Source organism: Xanthomonas translucens pv. cerealis, assembly GCF_006838285.1.
Lineage (GTDB): Bacteria > Pseudomonadota > Gammaproteobacteria > Xanthomonadales > Xanthomonadaceae > Xanthomonas_A > Xanthomonas_A cerealis.
The window spans coordinates 4,366,694-4,387,708 of record NZ_CP038228.1; the positions used below are offsets into that span (position 1 = coordinate 4,366,694).

Annotated in this window: 15 protein-coding genes; 11 read left to right on the forward strand and 4 right to left on the reverse strand. The window is 68.5% G+C overall.

All coding sequences use genetic code 11. The features are described from left to right. Window positions 1-20 precede the first annotated feature (20 nt). Window positions 21-3,242 (reverse strand): efflux RND transporter permease subunit, encoded by a 3,222-nt coding sequence (locus tag E4A48_RS19305; RefSeq protein WP_142742991.1) that lies wholly within the window; start codon window positions 3,240-3,242, stop codon window positions 21-23. 150 nt (window positions 3,243-3,392) lie between these two features. Then, window positions 3,393-4,628 carry an efflux RND transporter periplasmic adaptor subunit gene (locus E4A48_RS19310; RefSeq protein WP_039006218.1) on the reverse strand — a complete coding sequence of 412 codons (1,236 nt, stop codon included), beginning with the start codon at window positions 4,626-4,628 and terminating at the stop codon, window positions 3,393-3,395. Between the two features lie 285 nt (window positions 4,629-4,913). Between E4A48_RS19310 and E4A48_RS19315 the strand changes: the two genes are divergently transcribed. The 7 genes from E4A48_RS19315 to E4A48_RS19345 all read left to right on the forward strand — a co-directional run bounded on the left by E4A48_RS19315 (window position 4,914) and on the right by E4A48_RS19345 (window position 13,961). Further along, the gene (locus E4A48_RS19315) at window positions 4,914-6,224 is read left to right on the forward strand and encodes a M20 family metallopeptidase (protein WP_142742992.1); all 1,311 of its coding nucleotides are present in this window, start codon (window positions 4,914-4,916) and stop codon (window positions 6,222-6,224) included. A 188-nt stretch (window positions 6,225-6,412) separates the two neighbouring features. Then, entirely contained in the window at window positions 6,413-7,231 is an 819-nt protein-coding gene (gene queF / locus E4A48_RS19320; protein ID WP_039006216.1) for an NADPH-dependent 7-cyano-7-deazaguanine reductase QueF, read from the forward strand. Between the two features lie 105 nt (window positions 7,232-7,336). Continuing rightward, window positions 7,337-7,630 (forward strand): LysM peptidoglycan-binding domain-containing protein, encoded by a 294-nt coding sequence (locus E4A48_RS19325; RefSeq protein WP_039006215.1) that lies wholly within the window; start codon window positions 7,337-7,339, stop codon window positions 7,628-7,630. Between the two features lie 52 nt (window positions 7,631-7,682). Continuing rightward, window positions 7,683-8,192 carry a hypothetical protein gene (locus E4A48_RS19330; protein WP_039006214.1) on the forward strand — a complete coding sequence of 170 codons (510 nt, stop codon included), beginning with the start codon at window positions 7,683-7,685 and terminating at the stop codon, window positions 8,190-8,192. A gap of 604 nt (window positions 8,193-8,796) precedes the next feature. Then, a complete protein-coding gene (locus tag E4A48_RS19335; RefSeq protein ID WP_142742993.1) occupies window positions 8,797-11,028 on the forward strand; it encodes an NADP-dependent isocitrate dehydrogenase in 2,232 nt (743 codons plus the stop codon). Between the two features lie 234 nt (window positions 11,029-11,262). Further along, window positions 11,263-13,005: a bifunctional isocitrate dehydrogenase kinase/phosphatase gene (gene aceK, locus E4A48_RS19340; protein ID WP_142742994.1), complete on the forward strand. Its 1,743-nt coding sequence runs from the start codon at window positions 11,263-11,265 to the stop codon at window positions 13,003-13,005. A gap of 59 nt (window positions 13,006-13,064) precedes the next feature. After that, window positions 13,065-13,961 (forward strand): energy transducer TonB, encoded by an 897-nt coding sequence (locus E4A48_RS19345; RefSeq protein ID WP_039006205.1) that lies wholly within the window; start codon window positions 13,065-13,067, stop codon window positions 13,959-13,961. 93 nt (window positions 13,962-14,054) lie between these two features. On the opposite strand, the gene rho is transcribed toward E4A48_RS19345, so the two are convergent. Both rho and trxA read right to left on the reverse strand, forming a co-directional pair. Beyond that, entirely contained in the window at window positions 14,055-15,878 is a 1,824-nt protein-coding gene (gene rho, locus E4A48_RS19350) for a transcription termination factor Rho (protein ID WP_142742995.1), read from the reverse strand. A gap of 236 nt (window positions 15,879-16,114) precedes the next feature. Then, the gene (trxA, locus tag E4A48_RS19355) at window positions 16,115-16,456 is read right to left on the reverse strand and encodes a thioredoxin TrxA (protein WP_003465432.1); all 342 of its coding nucleotides are present in this window, start codon (window positions 16,454-16,456) and stop codon (window positions 16,115-16,117) included. Between the two features lie 202 nt (window positions 16,457-16,658). Between trxA and rhlB the strand changes: the two genes are divergently transcribed. From rhlB to E4A48_RS19375, 4 genes are all read left to right on the forward strand, one after another. Continuing rightward, complete coding sequence (rhlB, locus tag E4A48_RS19360; RefSeq protein WP_039006203.1) at window positions 16,659-18,452, forward strand: ATP-dependent RNA helicase RhlB; 1,794 nt, start codon at window positions 16,659-16,661, stop codon at window positions 18,450-18,452. Window positions 18,453-18,522: 70 nt separating this feature from the next. Continuing rightward, window positions 18,523-19,209: a cell division ATP-binding protein FtsE gene (gene ftsE, locus E4A48_RS19365; protein WP_039006202.1), complete on the forward strand. Its 687-nt coding sequence runs from the start codon at window positions 18,523-18,525 to the stop codon at window positions 19,207-19,209. Next, on the forward strand, window positions 19,206-20,153 hold the full coding sequence (ftsX, locus tag E4A48_RS19370) for a permease-like cell division protein FtsX (RefSeq protein WP_058196895.1): 948 nt from the start codon (window positions 19,206-19,208) through the stop codon (window positions 20,151-20,153). Before ftsE ends, ftsX begins: the two co-directional genes overlap by 4 nt. Before the next feature lie 7 nt (window positions 20,154-20,160). Further along, window positions 20,161-21,003: a response regulator gene (locus tag E4A48_RS19375; protein ID WP_039006200.1), complete on the forward strand. Its 843-nt coding sequence runs from the start codon at window positions 20,161-20,163 to the stop codon at window positions 21,001-21,003. Window positions 21,004-21,015 lie beyond the last annotated feature (12 nt).

Genomic DNA, 21,015 nt, shown 5'->3' on the forward strand with positions numbered 1-21,015 from the left:
GGCGGCCACAACGACCATGCTCATGCCTCCTGCCCCGCCGCCGCCGCCCGCCGCTCCCGATAAGCGCGCAGCCGCTCGGAGGCACGCTCCATGTACAGGTAGATCACCGGCGTGGTGTACAGGGTGACCAGCTGCGACAGCAGCAGGCCGCCGACGATGGCGATGCCGAGCGGGCGCCGCAGTTCCGAGCCGATGCCGTCGCCCAGCGCCAGCGGCAGCGCGCCGAGCATCGCCGCGGCGGTGGTCATCATGATCGGGCGGAAGCGCAGCAGGCAGGCGCGGCGGATCGCGTCGTGCGCGTTGGCGCCCTCGCGGCGCGCGTCGATCGCGAAGTCGATCATCATGATCGCGTTCTTCTTGACGATGCCGATCAGCAGCACGATGCCGACGATGCCGTCCACCGACAGGCTCAGCCCGCACAGCATCAGCGCCAGCAGCGCGCCGACGCCGGCTGGCGGCAGCGTGGAGATGATCGTCAGCGGATGGATGTAGCTCTCGTAGAGCACGCCGAGCACGATGTAGATCAGCACCACCGAGGCCAGCAGCAGCCACACGATATCGGCCTGGCTGCCGGTGAATTCGGCCGCCTTGCCGATGAACTCGGCATGCAGCTGCGGCGGCAGCTGCAACTGCTCCTTGGTTTCCTCGATGGCGGCCACCGCCTGCGACAGCGAGTGGCCCGGCGCCAGGTTGAACGACACCGTCACCGCCGGCAGCTGTTGCTGGTGGCTGACCACCAGCGGCGTGGTGGTGACCTTTGCCGCAGCCAGCGCGGCCAGCGGCACGGTGCCGCCGCTGCCGACGGCGATGCCGGTGTTCTGGTTGCCGATGCCGGTGGCGGTGGACGAATTGCTGGACGTGGTCTGGCCGAAGCTGGTGGCGTTGCTGGCGGTCAGCGCGCCGCTGCCATTGCTGGTCACCGCCAGCTGGTGCAGTAGCGCGGTGCTGTTGCGGAACTGCGGCGCCACTTCCAGCACCACGCGGTACTGGTTGAGTTGGGTGAAGATGGTGGAGATCTGGCGCTGGCCGAAGGCGTCGTACAGGGTGTCGTCGATGGTCTGCATCGGCACGCCGAGCGCGCTGGCCTTGTCGCGGTCCACGGTCAGTTCCAGCGCGCGGCCCTGGTTGGCCAGGTTGTTGTCCACGTCGGCCAGTTCCGGGCGCTTGCGCAGCGCCTCGGTCAGGCGCGCGCCCTGCGTCGCCAGCTCGGCGCTGTCCACGTCCGACAGCGAGTACTGGTATTCGGTCGCGGCCACGCGCGTGTCCAGGGTCACGTCCTGCACCGGCTTCAGGTACAGCGCCACGCCCGGCAGCCGGGCCACCGCCTGCTGCAGCCGTGGCAGCACCTTGTCCAGGCCGTCGCGGTCGGCGCGGGTCTTCAGCACGACGCTGAGCTGGCCCTGGTTGAGGGTGGGATTCATCGAGCCGGCGCCGATGAAGGCGGCCACCCCGGTCACCGCCGGGTCCTTGCGCAGCGCCGCGGCTACCGCTTCGGTGCGCTGCTGCATCTGCGGGAACGCCACGTTCTGGTCGGCCTGGACCACCCCGGTGATCAGCCCGGTGTCCTGTTCGGGCAGCAGGCCCTTGGGGATCACCACGTACAGCACCACGGTCAGCACCATCGTCGCCAGCGCGATCGCCAGGGTCAGCGGCTGGTGCCCGAGCACCCAATCCAGGGTGCGCTCGTACAGCGCCACGGTGCGCGTCCACACGGTGGTCTTGCCGGCGGCGGCCGCGCGCTCGTGCGCGTCCTCGCCTTCGGGCAGTGCGTCGGGCTTGAGCAGGTAGGCGCACATCATCGGCGTCAGCGTCAGCGACACCAGCATCGAGATCACCACCGCGATCGACAGCACCCAGGCGAACTCATGGAACAGGCGGCCGGTGACGCCGGGCATCAGGATCAGCGGCAGGAACACCGCCACCAGCGACACGGTCAGCGACAGCACGGTGAAGCCGATCTGCTTGGCGCCGATCTCCGCCGCCTCGCGCCCGCTCTTGCCCTGCTCGATGTAGCGCACGATGTTCTCGATCATCACGATCGCGTCGTCGACCACGAAACCGGTGGCCACCACCAGCGCCATCAGCGACAGGTTGTCCAGCGACATGCCGGCGAAGGCCATCACCGCGAAGGTGCCGGCCAGCGACAGCGGCACCGCCACCGACGGGATGATCGTGGCCCACAGCCGGCGCAGGAACACGAAGATCACCGCCACCACCAGGAACATGGTCAGGATCAGGGTGAACTTGACCTCGTGCACCGAGGCGCGGATGGTCTCGGTGCGGTCGGAGAACACATCCATGTGCACGCCTCTCGGCAGCACGCCCTGCAGTTGCGGCAGGATCGCGCGAATCTGCTCCACCGTCTGCACGATATTGGCGCCGGGTTGGCGGCGGATCTCCAGCAGCACCGCCGGCTTGCCGTCGGCCCAGGCGGCGAGTTGGTCGTTCTCCACCCCGTCCACCACCTGCGCCACGTCCGACAGCCGTACCGGCGCGCCGTTCCTGTAGCTGATGACGGTGTCGCGGTAGTCGGCGGCGCTGGACAGCTGGTCGTTGGTGCCGATGCTGTAGGACTGGGTCTTGCCGTTGAGCGAGCCCTTCGGCGCGTTGACGTTGGTCTCGGTCAGCGCGCTGCGCAGCGCCTCCATGGTCAGGCCCATGTTCGACAGCTGCGCCGGGTTGACCTGAATGCGTACGGCCGGGCGCACGTTGCCGGCGATCGACACCAGGCCCACCCCAGGCACCTGCGACAGGCGCTGCGCCAGGATCGAGTCGGCGTAGTTGTTGACCTCGCGCAGCGGCAGCGTGTCGGAGCTGAGCTTGAGGGTCAGGATCGCCGCGTCGGCCGGGTTCACCCGGTTGTAGACAGGCTGGTAGGGCAGCGACGAGGGCAGGGTGGACTGGCGGATCGCCGCCTGCACGTCCTGCGCGGCGATGTCGATGTCGCGGTCCATCGCGAACTGCAGGATGATCGTGGACAGGCCCGCCGACGAATCGGAGGTCATCATCTGCAGCCCGGAGATCTGCCCCAGCTGCCGCTCCAGTGGCGTGGTCACCAGCGAGGCCATGGTGCTGGCGTTGGCGCCGGGATACTGTGTGGTCACCACCAGGCTGGGGGCGTCGATCTCCGGCAGCGCCGACACCGGCAGCTGCCGGTAGCCGAGGATGCCGAGCAGCAGCACGCCTGCCATCAGCAAGGTGGTGGCGATCGGGCGGCAAATGAAGATCGTCGAAAAGCCCACAGGGGTGTCCTTGCTCGAAAGTCGGGATGGAGCGGATCGATCTGCAGCGGCACCAATGGCGTGCGCGGTGGCGGCGGGCGTGCGGCGTTCGGCCCTTGGCCTTGTGCGCTCGCGCGGCCGGACGCAAGGCGCCGGGCCGCGCGGCGGACCTCAGCGCGGTCCGCCGTCGCGACGGCCGCCGCCATCCTTGCGCTTCTGCTTGCTTTCTGCCGCCTTCAATTCGGCTTCGGTCGGCTGCGGCGGAGCTTCGCCCGGCTTCAGTGGAGTGACCTTGCTGCCCGGCTTGAGCCGGAACTGGCCCTCGGTGACCACCCGCTCGCCGGCCTTCAGGCCCTGCTCCAGCTGCACCTGGCTGTCGCCCACTTCCACGCCCTGCTTGACAGTCTGCATCTTGACCGTGTTGTCGCCCTGCACCGCGTACACGTAGTCGCCGTCGGGGCCGCGCTGCACCGCCTGGCTCGGCACCACCACACCGCTGGCCAGCGTGCGCAGGGTCAGCCGCACGTTGACGAACTGGCCCGGCCACAGCGCGTTGCCGGGGTTGGGGAACTCGGCGCGGACCTTGAAAGTGCCGGTGTCGCTGCTGATCTGGTTGTCGATCACGTCGACCCGGCCGTCGCCGGCGATCACGTGCGCGTCGGTGCGGTCCAGCGCCGCCACCGTCAGCGGTCCGGCCGCCTGTGCCTCGCGCAGGCCCTGCAGCTCGCGCTCGGCCAGGTTGAAGACCACGTAGATCGGATGGATCTGGGTGATGGTGACGATGCTGCTGCTGGTGCTGACGATGTTGCCCACGTCCACGCCGCGCAGGCCGGTGATACCGTCGATCGGGGCCAGGATGCGGGTGTACTGCAACTGCACCTGCGCCGCGCGCATCGCTGCGTCGTTGGCGGCGACCGCCGCCTCGTACTGCGCTACCTGGTTGCGCTGCGTGTCCAGGTCGGTCCTGGCCACGTACTGGCGGTAGGCCGGCGAATCGGAGCGCTGGAAGGTGGAGCGGGCAGTGGCCAGCAACGCCTGGTTCTGGCGCTTGCTCGCTGCCGCTTCGTCGAAGCTGGCCTGCAGCGAGCGCGGGTCGATCTGCGCCAGCAGCTCGCCCTTCTTCACTTCCTGGCCTTCGCGGAAGTTCAGGCTCATCAGCTGCCCGCTCACCTGCGGATTGACCGTGACCGTGGCCAGCGCGGTCACCGTGCCAGTGGAGGTGGCGTAGATCGGCACCGCCTGGCTGCCGGCGGCGACCACCGTCACCGGGATCGGCGTGCTGTCGTCGCTATCGCCGCCCGCCGCCGCGCCGCCGCGGCTATGTCCGCTGCGCAGGAAGTGCGCGCCCACCAGCACCACGGCCACCGCTGCGACGATCAGCAGCGCAATCTTCCAGAAACGCGACATCCGGGGAAACTCCTGTGGCGAAGCGGGGTGGGCGACCCTCCCGCAGTGGCTGATGCGACAAGCGGTGAAGCATATCGCCGGCAGGTTGCGATTGGACCATGACTTGAGCCATGGCGACGTGTGCCTTGCGGCCATCGGCGCTGCTAGCGGGAACGCACCGGCGGCGGATCGGTTGACACGGATTCTCAAGGGTTTTTTCGCACCAATGCGGCGCCGGCCGGTGCCCGACGGCCGCCGATGCAATACATTGACTGAACGCCACACAAAACCCGACCGGAGATTTCCATGCCGCGCCTGCCCCGTCTGCTGTCTGCGCTGCTGCTCGCCGTCCCCGCGCTTGCCTGCGCCCAGTCCGCCGAACGCCCGGACGTGGCGGCTGCGGCGGCCAGGCTGCAGCCCAAGGTGGTCCAGTGGCGGCGCGATTTCCACCAGCACCCGGAACTGTCCAACCGCGAGCAGCGCACCGCGGCCAAGGTCGCCGAGCGGCTGCGCGCGCTGGGCCTGAAGCCGCAGACCGGGATCGCTCACCACGGCGTGATGGCGATCATCAAGGGCGCACTACCGGGGCCGAAGATCGCCCTGCGCGCGGACATGGACGCGCTGCCGGTGACCGAACAGACCGGCCTGGCGTTCGCCTCCAAGGCCACCGGCGAGTACCGCGGCGAAACCGTCGGGGTCATGCATGCCTGCGGCCACGACGCCCACACCAGCATCCTGCTGGGCGTGGCCGAAGCGCTGGTGGCGATGCGCGCGCAGCTGCCGGGCGAGGTGATGCTGGTGTTCCAGCCCTCCGAGGAGGGCGTGCCGGGCAACGAGGAGGGCGGCGCCGCGCTGATGCTGAAGGAGGGCCTGTTCCGCGACTTCAAGCCCGACGCGATGTTCGGCCTGCACGTGTTCTCCAGCGTGCAGGCGGGCAAGATCGCGGTGCGCGGCGGCCCGCTGATGGCCGCCTCGGACCGCTTCAGCATCAAGGTGATCGGCCGCCAGACCCACGGCTCGGCACCGTGGAACGGGATCGACCCGATCGTCGCCAGCGCCGACCTGATCGGCGCGGCGCAGACCGTGGTCAGCCGCCGCGCCAACATTTCCAGGCAGCCGGCGGTGCTCAGCTTCGGCGCGATCAAGGGCGGCATTCGCTACAACATCATTCCCGACGAGGTGGAGATGGTCGGCACCATCCGCACCTTCGACGACGCCATGCGCCAGCAGATCTTCGCCGACCTGAAGACCGTCGCCGAGCACACCGCCGCCGCGCACGGCGCCAAGGCCGAGGCGCACGTGCCCGACCAGGACGGCAACCCGGCCACCATCAACGACCCGGCGCTGACCGCGAAGATGCTGCCCAGCCTGCAGGCGGTGGTCGGCGCCGGCAACGTCTACGAGCCGCCGCTGCAGATGGGTGCGGAAGACTTCTCGTTCTACGCGCAGCAGGTGCCGTCGATGTTCTTCTTCGTCGGCGCCACCGGCCCTGGCATCGATCCGGCGACCGCGCCGAGCAACCACTCGCCGCAGTTCCTGCTCGACGAATCGGCGCTGGACGTGGGCCTGCGCGCGTTGCTGCAGGTGTCGCTGGATTATTTGCACATGAAGTCGTGATTCGGGATTGCGGATTCGCGAAGGCAGCAGTCTGGGGTCTGCCTTTCCGCCAACCCCATTGCAGGCGTCGGTGATTCGGAATCGGCGCTTGGCGATACCGCAACCGCCGTCCGCCTTTGCCAATCCCGACTCTCGACTTACCGCCTCATACACCTGCCAGCCACACCGCGCCCGCTAGACTGGCAAGCATGAACACCCCACAGGATTCCAGTCTCGGCCGCGAGGTCGCATACCCCTCGCAGTACGATCCCGCGCTGCTGTTTCCGATCCCCCGCGCCGGCGGCCGTGCCGAGATCGGCCTGGATGCCGCGCCGCTGCCGTTCTTCGGGCTCGACCGCTGGCATGCCTACGAACTGGGCTGGCTGGACGCGCAGGGCAAGCCCTGCGTGGCCACTGCCACGCTGCAGGTGCCGTGCACCTCGCCGCAGCTGATCGAATCCAAGTCGCTCAAGCTCTACCTCAACTCGCTCAACGCGATGCGCTTCAACAGCGCCGAAGCGGTGCGCGCCTGCATCGTCAGCGACCTGTCGGCGCGCGCCGGTGCCGACGTCACCATGGAGTTCGGCCTGCCGCCGGTGGACCCGCTCGGCGAAGGGGACTCGCTGGATGTGCTGGACATCGCCATCGACTGCTACGGCCCGCCACGTCCGCAGTTCCTGTTCGCCGCGGCCGACGACATCGTCGAGGAAACGCTGAGCAGCGCATTGCTCAAATCCAATTGCCCGGTCACCGGCCAGCCGGACTGGGCCACGCTGTGCGTGCGCTATCGCGGTGGCCGCATCGACCGCGAAGGCCTGCTGCGCTACCTGATCAGCTTCCGCGAGCACGCCGGCTTCCACGAACAATGCCTGGAGCAGATCTTCCACGACCTGCTGATCCGCTGCCGCCCGCAGTCGCTGCAGGTCGAGGCGCGCTACACACGACGCGGCGGGCTGGACATCAATCCCTGGCGCGCCACGCCCGACATGGCCGAACCGATCGCCTTTCACCGCGACCCCCGCCAGTAGCGTGCAGGCTGAATGGGGCCGGCGCCATTCACGGCTGCGCGATCCGTTTTTAACAAATTTTGTGCAACCGTTGCCGCATCCCATCCACGCACGGAGCCACATGCGATGAACAGCGACAAGCGCGCCGATTTTTCGGCAGTCACCGCCAAGGTGGATACCACCGCGGACGTCACGCCGCAGGCGGATTTTTCCGCCGTGCAGGCGCACGTGGACACCACCGCCGAACAGGTGCAACAGATCTATGTGGTCAAGTCGGGCGATTCGCTGTCCAAGATCGCCAAACTGCACTACGGCGACGGCAACGCCTGGACCCGCATCTTTGAAGCCAACCGCGACGTGCTCGACGACCCGGACAGGATCTACCCGGGGCAGACACTGAAGCTGCCTGCGCGCGCCTGACGCACCGAAAAGACGTCCGCAATTCATCCTTCCATCCAAGGAGCACCACCTCATGAAGATCCATTCGAAGACATTGACCTCGCCGTTGCTGCTGGCGCTGGTCGGCACGCTGGCCCTGGCCGGTTGCAAGAAGCAGGAACAGAGCCAGAACGCCACGCCGGATCCCACCTCCTCCGCCCCGACCGAGGCGATGCCAGGTCCGGCAGAGACGGCGCCGGCCGCGGCCAATGCCGGCACGGTGACGGTCGCCTCGGTGGCCGTGGGTAATACCGCCGGCACCGACAAAGCGGTGGCGCCGCTGACCACGCTGAGCAGCAAGGACACCATCATCGTCTCGGTGAAAACCGAGGGTTCCTCCACCAACACCAATGTCGGCGCCAAGCTGCTGTTCCAGGACGGCCAGACCGCCGGCGAGCAGAGCGCGACGCTGACCACGGCCGGTGCGGAAACCACCAATATCTCCTTCACCAACCCCAAGGGCTGGCCGGCCGGCAAGTACAAGGCCGCGGTTACCGTGAACGGCCAGCCGGCCGGAACGGCGCAGGAATTCGAAGTCAAGTGAGGCACATCGCGTCCCGCTAAGCACACCGCAGTCGCGGATCGCGCCAGCCGACTCTCTCCCGGCCGGCGCCGCACGCTGGGCGCAGTCGCGAGACTGCGCCCTTTTTTGTGGGCGCCAAAAATCTGCACGCTGCTGTGCGCAGAGCGCCGATGCACGCACTGCCCGCTGCGCCGCATGCGCCGGCTGCCACCATGCTCCAGCGCATGGCATGCCGCTTCGCTCGTCATCGCTGCTGTCGGCACACGCTGTGGCGACACTTGCTGCAGTGTGTTCCATACGCCTGCGCAGGGAAGGCGCGCCGCCTTGTGCCGCAAGCGATGGCGGAATTTGTCCTGCGAACCAACGCAAGCCATCGCCGCTGCGCCATGCCGCACGTAGTGCCAGCGCATGCGCTGGTGCGGCGGCGGTGATCTCAACCGTTCCATGCAAGCGCTTTCTCCGGCCAGCAGAAAACGCGACAATCGGCGGCTGCAATGCCAACGCCGTCGCCGGGTTTCCCATAGTCGAAAGCGCCAGAGTCCGCACGCCGTCCGCGCCGTGCCGACTGCGGTCTTTCCCGCGGCAACGCGTCCTTCCCGATTCCGCAAGCGAGCCTACGTCACTCATGTCGAATACGCCCAAGATCCTGTACACGCTCACCGACGAAGCACCGTACCTGGCGACGCAGTCGCTGTTGCCGATCGTCGCCGCCTTCGCCGGCACCGCCGGCATCGCCGTGGAAACCCGCGACATCTCGCTGGCCGGCCGCTTGATCTCGCAGTTCCCCGAATACCTGCGCGGGGATCAGCGCATCGCCGACGACCTGGCCGAGCTGGGCCAGCTGGCGACCACGCCGGAAGCCAACATCATCAAGCTGCCCAACATCAGCGCCTCGGTGCCGCAGCTCAAGGCCGCGATCAAGGAATTGCAGCAGCAGGGCTACGCGCTGCCGGACTACCTGGACGAGCCGCAGGACGACACGCAGAAAGAGGCCAAGGCGCGCTACGACCGGGTCAAGGGCAGTGCGGTCAATCCGGTGCTGCGCGAGGGCAATTCCGATCGCCGCGCGCCGCTGTCGGTGAAGAACTACGCGCGCACGCATCCGCACCGCATGGGCGCGTGGAGCGCCGATTCGAAGTCGCACGTGGCGCACATGGACGCCGGCGATTTCTACGGCAGCGAGCGCTCGGCGCTGATCGCGCAGGCCGGCAACGTCAGCATCGAACTGGTCGGCAAGGACGGCAGCGTCACCGTGCTGAAGGAAAAGACCGCGGTGCAGGCCGGCGAGATCATCGACGCGGCAGTGATGAGCAAGCGCGCGCTGGCCAGCTTCGTGCAGGCGCAGATCGCCGACGCCAAGCAGCAGGGCGTGCTGTTTTCGCTGCACCTGAAGGCGACCATGATGAAGGTCTCCGACCCGATCATGTTCGGCGTGGTGGTCGGCGCGTTCTACCAGGAGGTGCTGGACAAGCACGCCGAGGCGCTGAAGCAGGTCGGCTTCGATCCGAACAACGGCATCGGCGACCTGTACGCGCGCATCGCCAGTTTGCCGGACGCGCAACGCGCGCAGATCGAAGCCGATCTGCAGGCGGTGTACGCGCAGCGCCCGGCGCTGGCGATGGTCAATTCCGACAAGGGCATCACCAACCTGCACGTGCCCAGCGACGTGATCGTCGATGCGTCGATGCCGGCGATGATCCGCGACTCCGGCAAGATGTGGAACGCCGAGGGCAAGCTGCAGGACACCAAGGCGCTGATTCCGGACCGCTGCTACGCCGGCGTGTACCAGGCGGTGATCGAGGACTGCAAGCGGCATGGCGCGTTCGATCCGGCGACGATGGGCAGCGTGCCCAACGTCGGCCTGATGGCGCAGAAGGCCGAGGAATACGGTTCGCACGACAAGACCTTCCAGATCGCCGCCGACGGGGTGGTGCGGGTCAGCGACGCCAGCGGCAAGCCGCTGCTGGAGCATGCGGTCGAAGCCGGCGACATCTGGCGCATGTGCCAGGTCAAGGACGCGCCGATCCAGGACTGGGTCAAGCTGGCGGTCAGCCGCGCGCGCCTGAGCGGCACCCCGGCGGTGTTCTGGCTGGATCCGCAGCGCGCCCACGATGCGCTGATGATCCAGAAGGTGGAGCGCTATCTGCAGGACCACGACACCACCGGCCTGGACATCCGCATCCTGCCGCCGGTGGAGGCCACCGCGTTCTCGCTGCAGCGCATCCGCAAGGGCGAGGACACCATCTCGGTCACCGGCAACGTGCTGCGCGACTACCTCACCGACCTGTTCCCGATCATGGAGTTGGGCACCAGCGCCAAGATGCTGTCGGTCGTGCCGCTGATGGCCGGCGGCGGCCTGTTCGAGACCGGTGCCGGCGGTTCGGCGCCCAAGCACGTGCAGCAGTTCGTCGAAGAGAACTACCTGCGCTGGGATTCGCTGGGCGAGTTCCTGGCCCTGGCCGCGTCGCTGGAGCATCTGGGCCAGCGCCACCGGAACGCGACCATCGGCGTGCTGGCCAAGACCCTGGACCAGGCCAATGGCCAGTTCCTGGACAACGACAAATCGCCCTCGCGCAAGGTCGGCGAACTCGACAACCGTGGCAGCCATTTCTACCTGGCTCTGTACTGGGCGCAGGCGTTGGCCGCGCAGGACGAGGACGCGGCGCTGAAGACGCGCTTCGCACCGCTTGCCAAGCAACTGGCCGAGCACGAGGCCGCCATCGTCGCCGAACTCAACGGCGTGCAGGGCAAGCCGGTCGATATCCAGGGCTATTACCGTCCGAACCTGGAGCGGGTCAGCCAGGCCATGCGTCCGAGTGCGACGTTCAATGCTGCGTTGGCGACACTGACGGCGTAGTCGTTCGCCACAGCGGGTCTCGAACCCGGCCGACGCAGATGCGTCGGCCGGGTTTTTTTGCGCCTGTGCCGTCACGTTTGCCGTGCCGAACGCGGGCGTCGGCCAGGGCCATCTCGATGATGGGACTGCATCGGCCCTGCAGCCGTTCGTTCCGCGCCGCGACAATATGCAGATGTAGGCGCCGACCGCGCCGGCCCGCGCAAGCGCCGCAGCGCACGCGGGTAGACTGCGGCCATGCCCGACACGCCCGCACCGCCCATGCCCGCCGAACCCAGCGCCGACGCCGTGGCGCGCAGCATCCGCGACGCGTTCGAGGACTACCACGCGCGCTTCGCGCAGATCAGCGGCCGCGCCCGCCGCCGCTTCGAGAGCCGCGACTGGAACGCCGCGCGCAACGATGCGGTCGAGCGCATCGCGCTGTACGACCAGTGCATCGGCGAGTGCATGCTGCGCCTGCGCACGCTGTTGCTCGGGCAGACCTACGACCGCACGCTGTGGGCGCAGGTGCGCGACAGCTTCGCCGCGCAACTGCACGGGCTGATCGACCAGGAGCTGTACAAGACCTTCTACAACACGCTGACCCGGCGCTTCTTCCGCACCCAGGGCGTGGATACGCGGATCGAATTCGTGGCGCTGGACATCGAACCGACCGATGCGATCACCCACCCGGTGGCGCGGCACAACTACGCGGTCTCCGAGACGCGGCCGGTGGACGCCTTCGTGCGCGTGCTCGGCGACTATCCCTTCGACGTGCCGTACGCGCACCGCACGCGCTGCGCCGCGGCCATCGCGGTGCGCCTGCAGGACGACCTGGCGCACTGGGGCGAGCACCCGGTGCGTGGCATCGAACTGCTGGAGACGGTGTTCTATCGCGAGCGCCGCGCCTACCTGGTCGGCCGCGTGTTCGGCGAGCATCGCTTCTCGCCGTGCGTGATCGCGCTGGTCAACGATGCCGATGGCCTGCGCGCCGAAGCGGTGCTGACCCGGCGCAACGACGTGGCGCAATTGTTCGGCATCTCGCGCAGCTATTTCCAGGCCGACCTGCCCACCGTCGGCGACGCGGTGGTGTTCCTGCGCAGCCTGCTGCCGCACAAGCCGATCGACGAGCTGTACACGATGCTCGGCCGCGCCAAGCAGGGCAAGACCGAGCGCTTCCGCACCTTCTTCCGCCACTTCCAGTCCCAGCCCAACGAGCAGCTGGTGCATGCCGACGGCACGCCGGGCATGGTCATGGCGGTGTTCACCCTGCCCAGCTACCCGCTGGTGTTCAAGCTGATCCGCGACCGCTTCGCCTATCCGAAGACGATGAGCCGCGAACAGGTCGAGGACAAGTACGCGCTGGTGTTCAACCTCGACCGGGTCGGCCGCCTGCTCGACGCGCAGCCCTACCGTTCGCTGCGTTTCCCGCGCGCGCGCTTCGCCCCGGCGCTGCTCGCCGAACTGCTGCAGGGCTGCGCGCGCAGCCTGCGCGAGGACGGCGAGGACCTGATCTTCGAGCTGTGCTACGTGCAGCGGCGGCTGCGCCCGCTGAACCTGTACCTGCGCGAGCAGACCGCCGAGGCGGCGCGCGAGGCGGCGCTGGACTACGCGCAGGCGATCAAGGACATGGCGCGCAACAACATCTTTCCCGGCGACATGCTGCTGAAGAACTTCGGCGTATCGCGGCAGGGGCGCGCGGTGTTCTACGACTACGACGAACTGTGCCTGGTCACCGACTGCACCTTCCGCGACTGGCCGCAGCCGCGCAACGACGAGGAAGCCATGTCCGCCGAACCCTGGTTCCACGTCGCCGCGCGCGACGTATTCCCTGAGCGCTTCGCGCTGTTCATGGGCTTGCCTGCCGCGTCGCTGGAGGCGGTCAAGCGCGCGCATGGCGAACTGTTCGACCCGCAATGGTGGCGCGCGCTGCAGGCGCGGCTGCGCGAGGACGACTACCCGGACGCGCCGCCTTACCCGGAGTCGCTGCGCCTGGCCTGACTTGTGCCGCTCGACCGGCTGCGCTGTAATCGGCAACTCATCCATGCAAGGACAGCGCAATGCATCGCAAATCAGGACTCTCGACGTGGCGTTGGGGCGGTCTGCTGTTGGCGTTGCTCGCCACCACCGCGTTCGCCACCGGCACCGGCACCGGGCCGGGCGCGGTGCGCAAGCAGGTCGAAAGCAGCCTGCTGGTGACCGGCAAGATCGACATCGAGCCCGACGGCGCGGTGTCGGCGCTGGCGATCGATCACGCAGACAAGCTGCCCGAGGGCGTGCTCGGCTTCGTGCGCGAGTCGGTGCAGCGGTGGACGTTCGAGCCGGCACTGCGCGACGGCAAGCCGGTGCCGGCGCGCACACCGGTGACGCTGCGTCTCGTGGCCAAGCGCCAGCAGGGCGACAGTTATCAGGTGGAGATCCGCCATGCCAGCTTCGCCGCCTACGATCCCAAGGATCCGCGCGCGGTGACCTCGATCAGGACGCCGCCGCCGGCGTATCCGGAAGCGGCGTACCGGGCTGGCGCCTCCGGCTCGGCGTACCTGGTGCTCAAGGTGGCGCGCGACGGCAGTGTCGCCGATGCCGCGGTCGAGCAGGTCAACCTGCGCATCGTGGCCTCGGAAAGCGAGATGCAGAAGTTGCGCGAGATCTTCGCCAGGAGCGCACTGGCGGCGGCGCGCAAGTGGAGGTTCCGTCCGCCGAGCGAAGGCAAGGACGTGTCGGCGCCATACTGGGCGGTGCGCGTCCCGGTCAACTATTCGCTGCGCGACCAGCCCAACCAAGGCATGGAGAGCAGCTACGGGCACTGGATCAGCTATGTCCCCGGTCCGCGCGTGCGTGCGCCGTGGGACGCCGGCGAGGACGCGTCGGGCTTCTCGCCGGACACGCTGTCGGCCGGCGGCGTGTACATGGTCGACAACAACGGCCCGCGCCTGCTGACGCCGTTGCAGGGCAGCTGAGCGCAGCCGCACTGCCTGCGCGCACGCGGCAGCGCCGCAAACGAAAAACGCCCCGCGATGCGGGGCGTTTTTCGTTTGCGGCCAGCGCTGCCGTCAGCGCTTCATCGACCCGAAGAACTCGTCGTTGGACTTGGTATTCTTCATCTTGTCCAGCAGGAACTCCATCGCCGCGATCTCATCCATCGGATGCAGCAGCTTGCGCAGGATCCAGATCTTCTGCAGCAGCTCCGGCTCGATCAACAGATCTTCGCGACGGGTGCCGGAACGGTTGATGTCGATCGCCGGGTACACCCGCTTTTCGGCGATCCGGCGGTTCAGGTGCACTTCGCTGTTGCCGGTGCCCTTGAACTCTTCGTAGATCACCTCATCCATCTTGCTGCCGGTTTCCACCAGCGCCGTGGCGATGATGGTCAGCGAGCCGCCTTCCTCGACGTTACGGGCCGCGCCGAAGAAGCGCTTCGGGCGGTGCAGCGCATTGGCGTCCACGCCGCCGCTGAGCACCTTGCCGGAGGACGGCACCACGTTGTTGTAGGCGCGGGCCAGGCGAGTGATGGAGTCGAGTAGGATCACCACGTCCTTCTTGTGCTCGACCAGGCGCTTGGCGCGCTCAATCACCATCTCGGCGACCTGCACGTGGCGCGCGGCCGGCTCGTCGAAGGTGGAGGAGATGACTTCGCCGCGCACGGTGCGCTGCATTTCGGTCACTTCTTCCGGCCGCTCGTCGATCAGCAGCACGATCATGTGCACGTCGGGATGGTTGGTGGTGATCGCCGTGGCCACCTGCTGCATCAGCATGGTCTTGCCGGCCTTGGGCGGGGACACGATCAGCGCGCGCTGGCCCTTGCCCTGCGGTGCCATCAGATCGAGGATGCGCCCGGAGATGTCTTCGGAGGAACCGTTGCCGCGTTCCAGGGTGAAGCGCTTGCGCGGGAACAGCGCGGTCAGGTTCTCGAACAGCACCTTGTTCTTGCTCGCTTCCAGCGGCTCGCCGTTGATCGTGTCGACGATCGACAGCGCGAAGTAGCGTTCGCCGTCCTTCGGGAAGCGGATGCGTCCGGACAGGTGGTCGCCGGTGCGCAGGTTGAAGCGGCGGATCTGGCTGGGCGAGATGTAGGTGTCGTCCGGGCCGGCCAGGTAGCTGGCCTCGGCCGCGCGCAGGAAGCCGAAGCCGTCCGGCAGGATTTCCAGCACGCCGTCGGCGGCGACGCCTTCGCCGTGGCGGGTCAGCACCTTCAGCAGCGCGAAGATCACGTCCTGCTTGCGCGCGCGGGCCACGCCGTCCTGGATGTTGAGCTGCTCGGCGATGTCCAGCAGCTTCTGCGCCGGCATCCGCTTCAGGTCGCTCAGCGAGTAGATCGGGAAGCCTTCCGGCACGTTGGCGTGCGGACGCGGCACGAACACTTCGTTGGCGCCGCTGTCGTTGGGCAGGCCGTTGTCCGGGAAGCGACCGCCGCCACCGCCACCACGATCGCGGCGATTGCGGAAGCGGTCGCGGCGATTGCCCTGCTGGTTGTTCTGGTTGTTCTGGTTCTGCGGATTCTGGTTGTTGAAGCGCGGGTTGCCGCCTTCGCGCGGCTCGCCGCCGTCGTTCTGGTTGCCGCCGCCCTGGCCCTGGGCATCGCCGCCGGAAGCGGGAGCGTGCTGGGACTGGGACTGGGACTGGGGCTGGGGCTGCTGCGATGCGGCCTGCGCGTGTTCCTGCGGCGCGGCGCGTTCCTGCCGTTCCTGCTGGGGTGCGGCGCGGGGCACGTCGGCCTGGGCCGGAACCGGGTTCAACGGCAGGTTCGGCTGCGCAGGTGCGCCATGCTCCGCTCCGCCTTCAGCGCCGGTGACAGGCTTGCTGACACGCGGCTTGCGCGCGCGCTTCTCGGCGGGGGCATCGACGCTCCCGGGTTCGGTGGTGGTGTGATCGGACAAGTGGTCATTCCTCGCTATGAGTGCGAGCGCCCAGCGTGGGGGCAAACGGGTTGGGAAGGGGTCTAGAAGAGAATCTTCCAGAGGGGGTGCGGTGCGCGAATGCCACCGGATGCACTGACACTATCATCGCCGCGCAACCACGGCAAGCAGGCGTTACGGGGCGATTCAGCCGGCCGGCATCATGCCGCGGCCTTTGACAAAGCGGCCGCTCCGCTCCGGAACGGCCAGCGACAGACTCAGGCCGCGGCGCCGCCGAGGGTCTTGTCGATCATCTGGGTCAGCTGGCCCTTGCCGACCGCGCCGATCTGGGTGGCCTGGACCTTGCCATCCTTGAACAGCAGTAGCATCGGGATCGAGCGCACGTGGTACTTGATCGCGGTGGCGCGGTTCTCGTCCACGTTGACCTTGGCCACCTTGAGCTTGCCGTCGTAGGTGTCGGCCAGGTCGTCCAGCACCGGGGCGATCATCTTGCACGGGCCGCACCATTCCGCCCAGAAGTCCACCAGGACCGGCTCGCCGGATTGCAGCACGGCGGTATCGAAATCGGCGTCGCCGACGTGTAGGACCTTATCGCTCACTTGGGGGTATCTCCTGGGCCAATGCGACCGGCCGGACCGGGTGGCCGCCGCATTGCGGTAAACTGGGGCATTGCGCGGCGAAATCAAGGGATTCCCCCTGTCGCGCGACCCGGCATGGAAGTCGCCAGTGTGCGACGCTGTCGGGGCCGATGCAAGCCGCGACCTTACGCTTCGGGCGGGGTGGCCTGACGAAGATGGAATGATGAGCGACAAACCGCTGACCGATGTGACTTTTTCCGCGTTCGAGCTGCAACCGGCGCTGCTGGCCGGCCTCGAAGGCGCTGGTTTCACCCGCTGCACGCCGATCCAGGCGCTGACCCTGCCGGTGGCCCTGCCGGGCCGCGACGTGGCCGGCCAGGCCCAGACCGGTACCGGCAAGACCCTGGCGTTCCTGGTGACGGTGATGAACCGCCTGCTCAGCCGCCCGGCGTTGGCCGACCGCAAGCCCGAGGATCCGCGCGCGTTGATCCTGGCTCCGACCCGCGAACTGGCGATCCAGATCCACAAGGACGCGGTCAAGTTCGGCGCCGACCTGGGCCTGCGCTTCGCGCTGGTCTACGGCGGCGTGGACTACGACAAGCAGCGCGAACTGCTGCAGCAGGGCGTGGACGTGATCATCGCCACCCCGGGCCGGCTGATCGACTACGTCAAGCAACACAAAGTGGTGTCGCTGCACGCATGCGAGATCTGCGTGCTCGATGAAGCCGATCGCATGTTCGACCTGGGCTTCATCAAGGACATCCGCTTCCTGCTGCGGCGCATGCCCGAGCGCGGCACCCGGCAGACCCTGCTGTTCTCGGCCACGCTCAGCCACCGCGTGCTGGAACTGGCCTACGAACACATGAACGAGCCGGAAAAGCTCGTGGTCGAGACCGAGAGCATCACCGCCGCGCGCGTGCGCCAGCGCATCTACTTCCCCTCCGACGAGGAGAAGCTGACCCTGCTGCTGGGCCTGCTGTCGCGCAGCGAGGGCGCGCGCACCATGGTGTTCGTCAACACCAAGGCCTTCGTCGAACGCGTGGCGCGTTCGCTGGAGCGCAATGGCTACCGGGTCGGCGTGCTGTCCGGCGACGTGCCGCAGAAGAAGCGCGAGACCCTGCTCAACCGCTTCCAGAAGGGTCAGCTGGAGATCCTGGTCGCCACCGACGTGGCCGCGCGCGGCCTGCACATCGATGGCGTCAAGTACGTCTACAACTACGACCTGCCGTTCGACGCCGAGGATTACGTGCACCGCATCGGCCGCACCGCGCGGCTGGGCGAGGAAGGCGACGCGATCAGCTTCGCCTGCGAGCGCTATGCGATGAGCCTGCCGGACATCGAGGCCTACATCGAGCAGAAGATCCCGGTCGAGCCGGTCACCGCCGAACTGCTGGTTGCGCTGCCGCGCACCCCGCGTGCGGTGGTCGAAGGCGAAGCGGTCGAGGTCGATGCGGATGCCGACGAAAGCATCGGCGACATCTTCCGCGAGGCGCGTGCGCAGCGCGAGGCCGACGAACAGCGTCGCGGCGGCGGCGGCAGCCGCGGCAAGCCCGGCGCTGGCCGTAGCGGCCCGGGCGGCGGTGCCGGCGGCCGCCGCGAAGCGCGTGCTGCCGACGGTAAGCCGCGGCGCCCGCGCACCCCGCGTCCGGCCGAAGCCGATGCCGGGGTAGCGACCGGAGCTGTCGCCGCCGCGCCCGCGGCGTTCGCCACCGAAGCCGCGCCAGCGGCCGCGGCGCCCATGCCCAAGCCGGCCCGCGCGGCCGCCGAAGGCGCGCCTGCGACGGACGCCGAGCGCCCGCCGCGCAAGCGCCGGCGTCGCCGCGGCGGCCGTCCGCTGGAAGGTGCCGAAGGCGCCGAGGGCGCTGCCGCCGTCGCGAGCAGCGACGCGCCGACCAAGCCGGTGCAGGTCAAGGCCGCGCGCCAGGGCGAGCGTGGCGCCGCGCCGGCCGCCGCAGCGAACGATTCGTTCCTGACCCGCCTCGGCCGCAAGCTGCGTTCGCTGGTTTCCAGCTCCTGAACCGGCGCTCCACCGTTCGTGGCGCGCGCACGGTGGACGAAAACCCGGGCCGCTCCGGCATAATCGCCGGATGAGCGTTCTGCGGTTCGACAATGTCAGCAAACAGTACGCCGGTGGCCACGAGGCCCTGGTGGATGTCAGCTTCCAGGTGGAGGAGGGCGAGATGCTGTTCGTCACCGGCCATTCCGGGGCGGGCAAGAGCACCTTGCTCAAATTGATCCATCTCAGCGAGCGTCCGTCGCGCGGGGCGGTGCTGTTCGGCGAGCGCAACCTGCTGAAGGTGCGCGGGCGGCGCGTGCCGCTGCACCGGCGCGAGGTCGGCGTCGTGTACCAGGACCACCGCCTGCTGATGGACCGCAGCATCGCCGAGAACGTGGCGCTGCCGCTGATCCTGCGCGGCACCCGCCGCGCCGAGATCGGCAAGCGCGTGCGCTCGATGCTGGAGCGGATGGCCCTGGGCCATCGCGAGAAGGCGCTGCCGTCGCAGCTGTCGGCCGGCGAGCAGCAACGCGTGGGCATCGCCCGGGCGATGGTCGCCGAGCCGCGCTTGCTGGTCGCCGACGAACCCACCGGCAACCTCGACCCGACCCTGGCCGCCGAGATCATGCAGCTGTTCGCCGAATTGCCGGCGCGCGGCACCAGCGTGCTGGTGGTCAGCCACGACCTGGCGCTGCTCAAGCAGATGCGCAAGCGCGTGCTGATCCTGGACCACGGCCGCCTGGCCGACGACATCTCTCCACAGGACCTGGCCGAATGAGTACACGCAATGCCGGCGGCGGCGCCGCGCCCTCGCGCCTGGGCGTGTGGTGGGACCACCACTTGCACAGCATCGTCTACAGCCTCGGCCGGGCCATGCGCAAGCCGTGGGCGACGCTGCTGACGATGGCAGTGATGGCGCTGGCTTTGGCGCTACCGTTGGGGCTGTCGATCGCGCTGGACAACCTCAAGCAGTTCGCCGGCAACGTGCAGCAGTCGCGCGACATCAATGTGTTCCTGAAGACCGGGGTCGATGCCGCCGCGGCCAATGCGCTGGCCGCGACCTTACGCGGCCGCCCCGACGTCGCCGCGGTGGCGCTGCGCACGCCCGAACAGGGCATGGCCGAACTGCGCGACAGCGCCGGGCTCGGCGATGCGCTGGACGCGCTCGACGACAACCCGCTGCCGACCCTGCTGATCGTTACCCCGGCCGCGGCCGACGACGCGCAGCTGGCGGCGGCGCTGAGCGCGCTGCCGCAGGCCGACCTGGTCCAGCACGACGCGCTGTGGCGCAAGCGCCTGGACGGCTGGCTGCGCTTCGGCGAGCGCCTGGTGCAGGTGCTGTCGGTGCTGCTCGGCGCCGGCGCGGCCTTGGTGGTCGGCAACACCGTGCGCCTGGACATCCAGTCGCGGCGCGAGGAAATCGGCGTGCTGCAGTTGCTCGGTGCCAGCGACGGTTTCATCCGCCGCCCGTTCCTGTACCTGGGCGCCTGGTACGGCTTCGGCGCCGGGGTGCTGGCGCTGGGCCTGATCGCCGCGTCCGGGCTGGCGCTGGGGCCGCCGCTGGCGGAACTGGCCGACAGCTACGGCAGCCATTTCGCGCTGCTCGGGCTGGACGCCTTGCACTCGGGGTTCGTGTTGCTCGGCACCCTGTTGCTGGGCTGGCTCGGCGCCTGGCTGGTGACCGGCCACTTCCTGCGCCAGACGCGTCCCACCGATACCTGAGGCGCACATGTCCCGGCACGAGCTCAAGCACCTGATCAGCGACGCCCCGCGGGTGATGGTCGTGGACGGCTCCAAGCTGGTGCGCAAGCTGATCGCCGACGTGCTGCACCGCGAACTGCCGGACGTGGAAGTGGTCGGCTGCGCCAGCATCGCCGAGGCGCGCGGGGCGCTGCAGGCCGGCCCGGTGAACCTGGTCACCACCTCGCTGGCGCTGCCCGACGGCGACGGCTTGGCCCTGGCACGCAGCGTGCGCGAGGCCGCCGGCCAGGCCTACGTGCCGGTGATCGTGGTTTCCGGCGACGCGCAGCAGCACCTGGTCGAACGCCGCTTCACCGAATACGTCACCGACTATTTCGACAAGGCGCTGGGCCACGAGGCGCTGGCGACCTTCATCCGCGGCTACGTGCAGCCGCAGCCGGTGGCCGGCGCTACCATCCTCTACGTCGAGGACAGCCGCGTGGTGGCCGAGGCGACCAAGCGCATGCTTGAGCGCCAGGAACTGCGCGTGGTGCACGTGCTGACCGCCGAGGACGCGTTCGCGCTGCTGACCGCCGAATCGCTGGGCCGCACCACCCGCCGCATCGACCTGGTGCTGACCGATGTCACCCTGAAGGGCGAACTCAATGGCCGCGACGTGGTGCAGCGCATCCGCATCGACTTTGCCTACGGCAAGCGGCGCATGCCGGTGCTGGTGATGACCGGTGACAGCAATCCGCACAACCAGTCCGAGCTGCTGCGCGCCGGCGCCAACGATCTGGTGCAAAAGCCGATCGAGGAGCGCCTGCTGGTCACCAAGGTGCTGTTCCAGCTGCGCCTGGCCAAGCTCAACGACACTGCCGTGATCCTGTGACCGATCGATCTG

Bases quoted from the DNA above. Each gene is read 5' to 3' on its own strand.
- E4A48_RS19310 (WP_039006218.1), bottom strand. From the start codon at position 4,628: ATGTCGCGTTTCTGGAAGATTGCGCTGCTGATCGTCGCAGCGGTGGCC.
- E4A48_RS19315 (WP_142742992.1), top strand. From the start codon at position 4,914: ATGCCGCGCCTGCCCCGTCTGCTGTCTGCGCTGCTGCTCGCCGTCCCC.
- queF (WP_039006216.1), top strand. From the start codon at position 6,413: ATGAACACCCCACAGGATTCCAGTCTCGGCCGCGAGGTCGCATACCCC.
- E4A48_RS19325 (WP_039006215.1), top strand. From the start codon at position 7,337: ATGAACAGCGACAAGCGCGCCGATTTTTCGGCAGTCACCGCCAAGGTG.
- E4A48_RS19330 (WP_039006214.1), top strand. From the start codon at position 7,683: ATGAAGATCCATTCGAAGACATTGACCTCGCCGTTGCTGCTGGCGCTG.
- E4A48_RS19335 (WP_142742993.1), top strand. From the start codon at position 8,797: ATGTCGAATACGCCCAAGATCCTGTACACGCTCACCGACGAAGCACCG.
- aceK (WP_142742994.1), top strand. From the start codon at position 11,263: ATGCCCGACACGCCCGCACCGCCCATGCCCGCCGAACCCAGCGCCGAC.
- E4A48_RS19345 (WP_039006205.1), top strand. From the start codon at position 13,065: ATGCATCGCAAATCAGGACTCTCGACGTGGCGTTGGGGCGGTCTGCTG.
- rhlB (WP_039006203.1), top strand. From the start codon at position 16,659: ATGAGCGACAAACCGCTGACCGATGTGACTTTTTCCGCGTTCGAGCTG.
- ftsE (WP_039006202.1), top strand. From the start codon at position 18,523: ATGAGCGTTCTGCGGTTCGACAATGTCAGCAAACAGTACGCCGGTGGC.
- ftsX (WP_058196895.1), top strand. From the start codon at position 19,206: ATGAGTACACGCAATGCCGGCGGCGGCGCCGCGCCCTCGCGCCTGGGC.
- E4A48_RS19375 (WP_039006200.1), top strand. From the start codon at position 20,161: ATGTCCCGGCACGAGCTCAAGCACCTGATCAGCGACGCCCCGCGGGTG.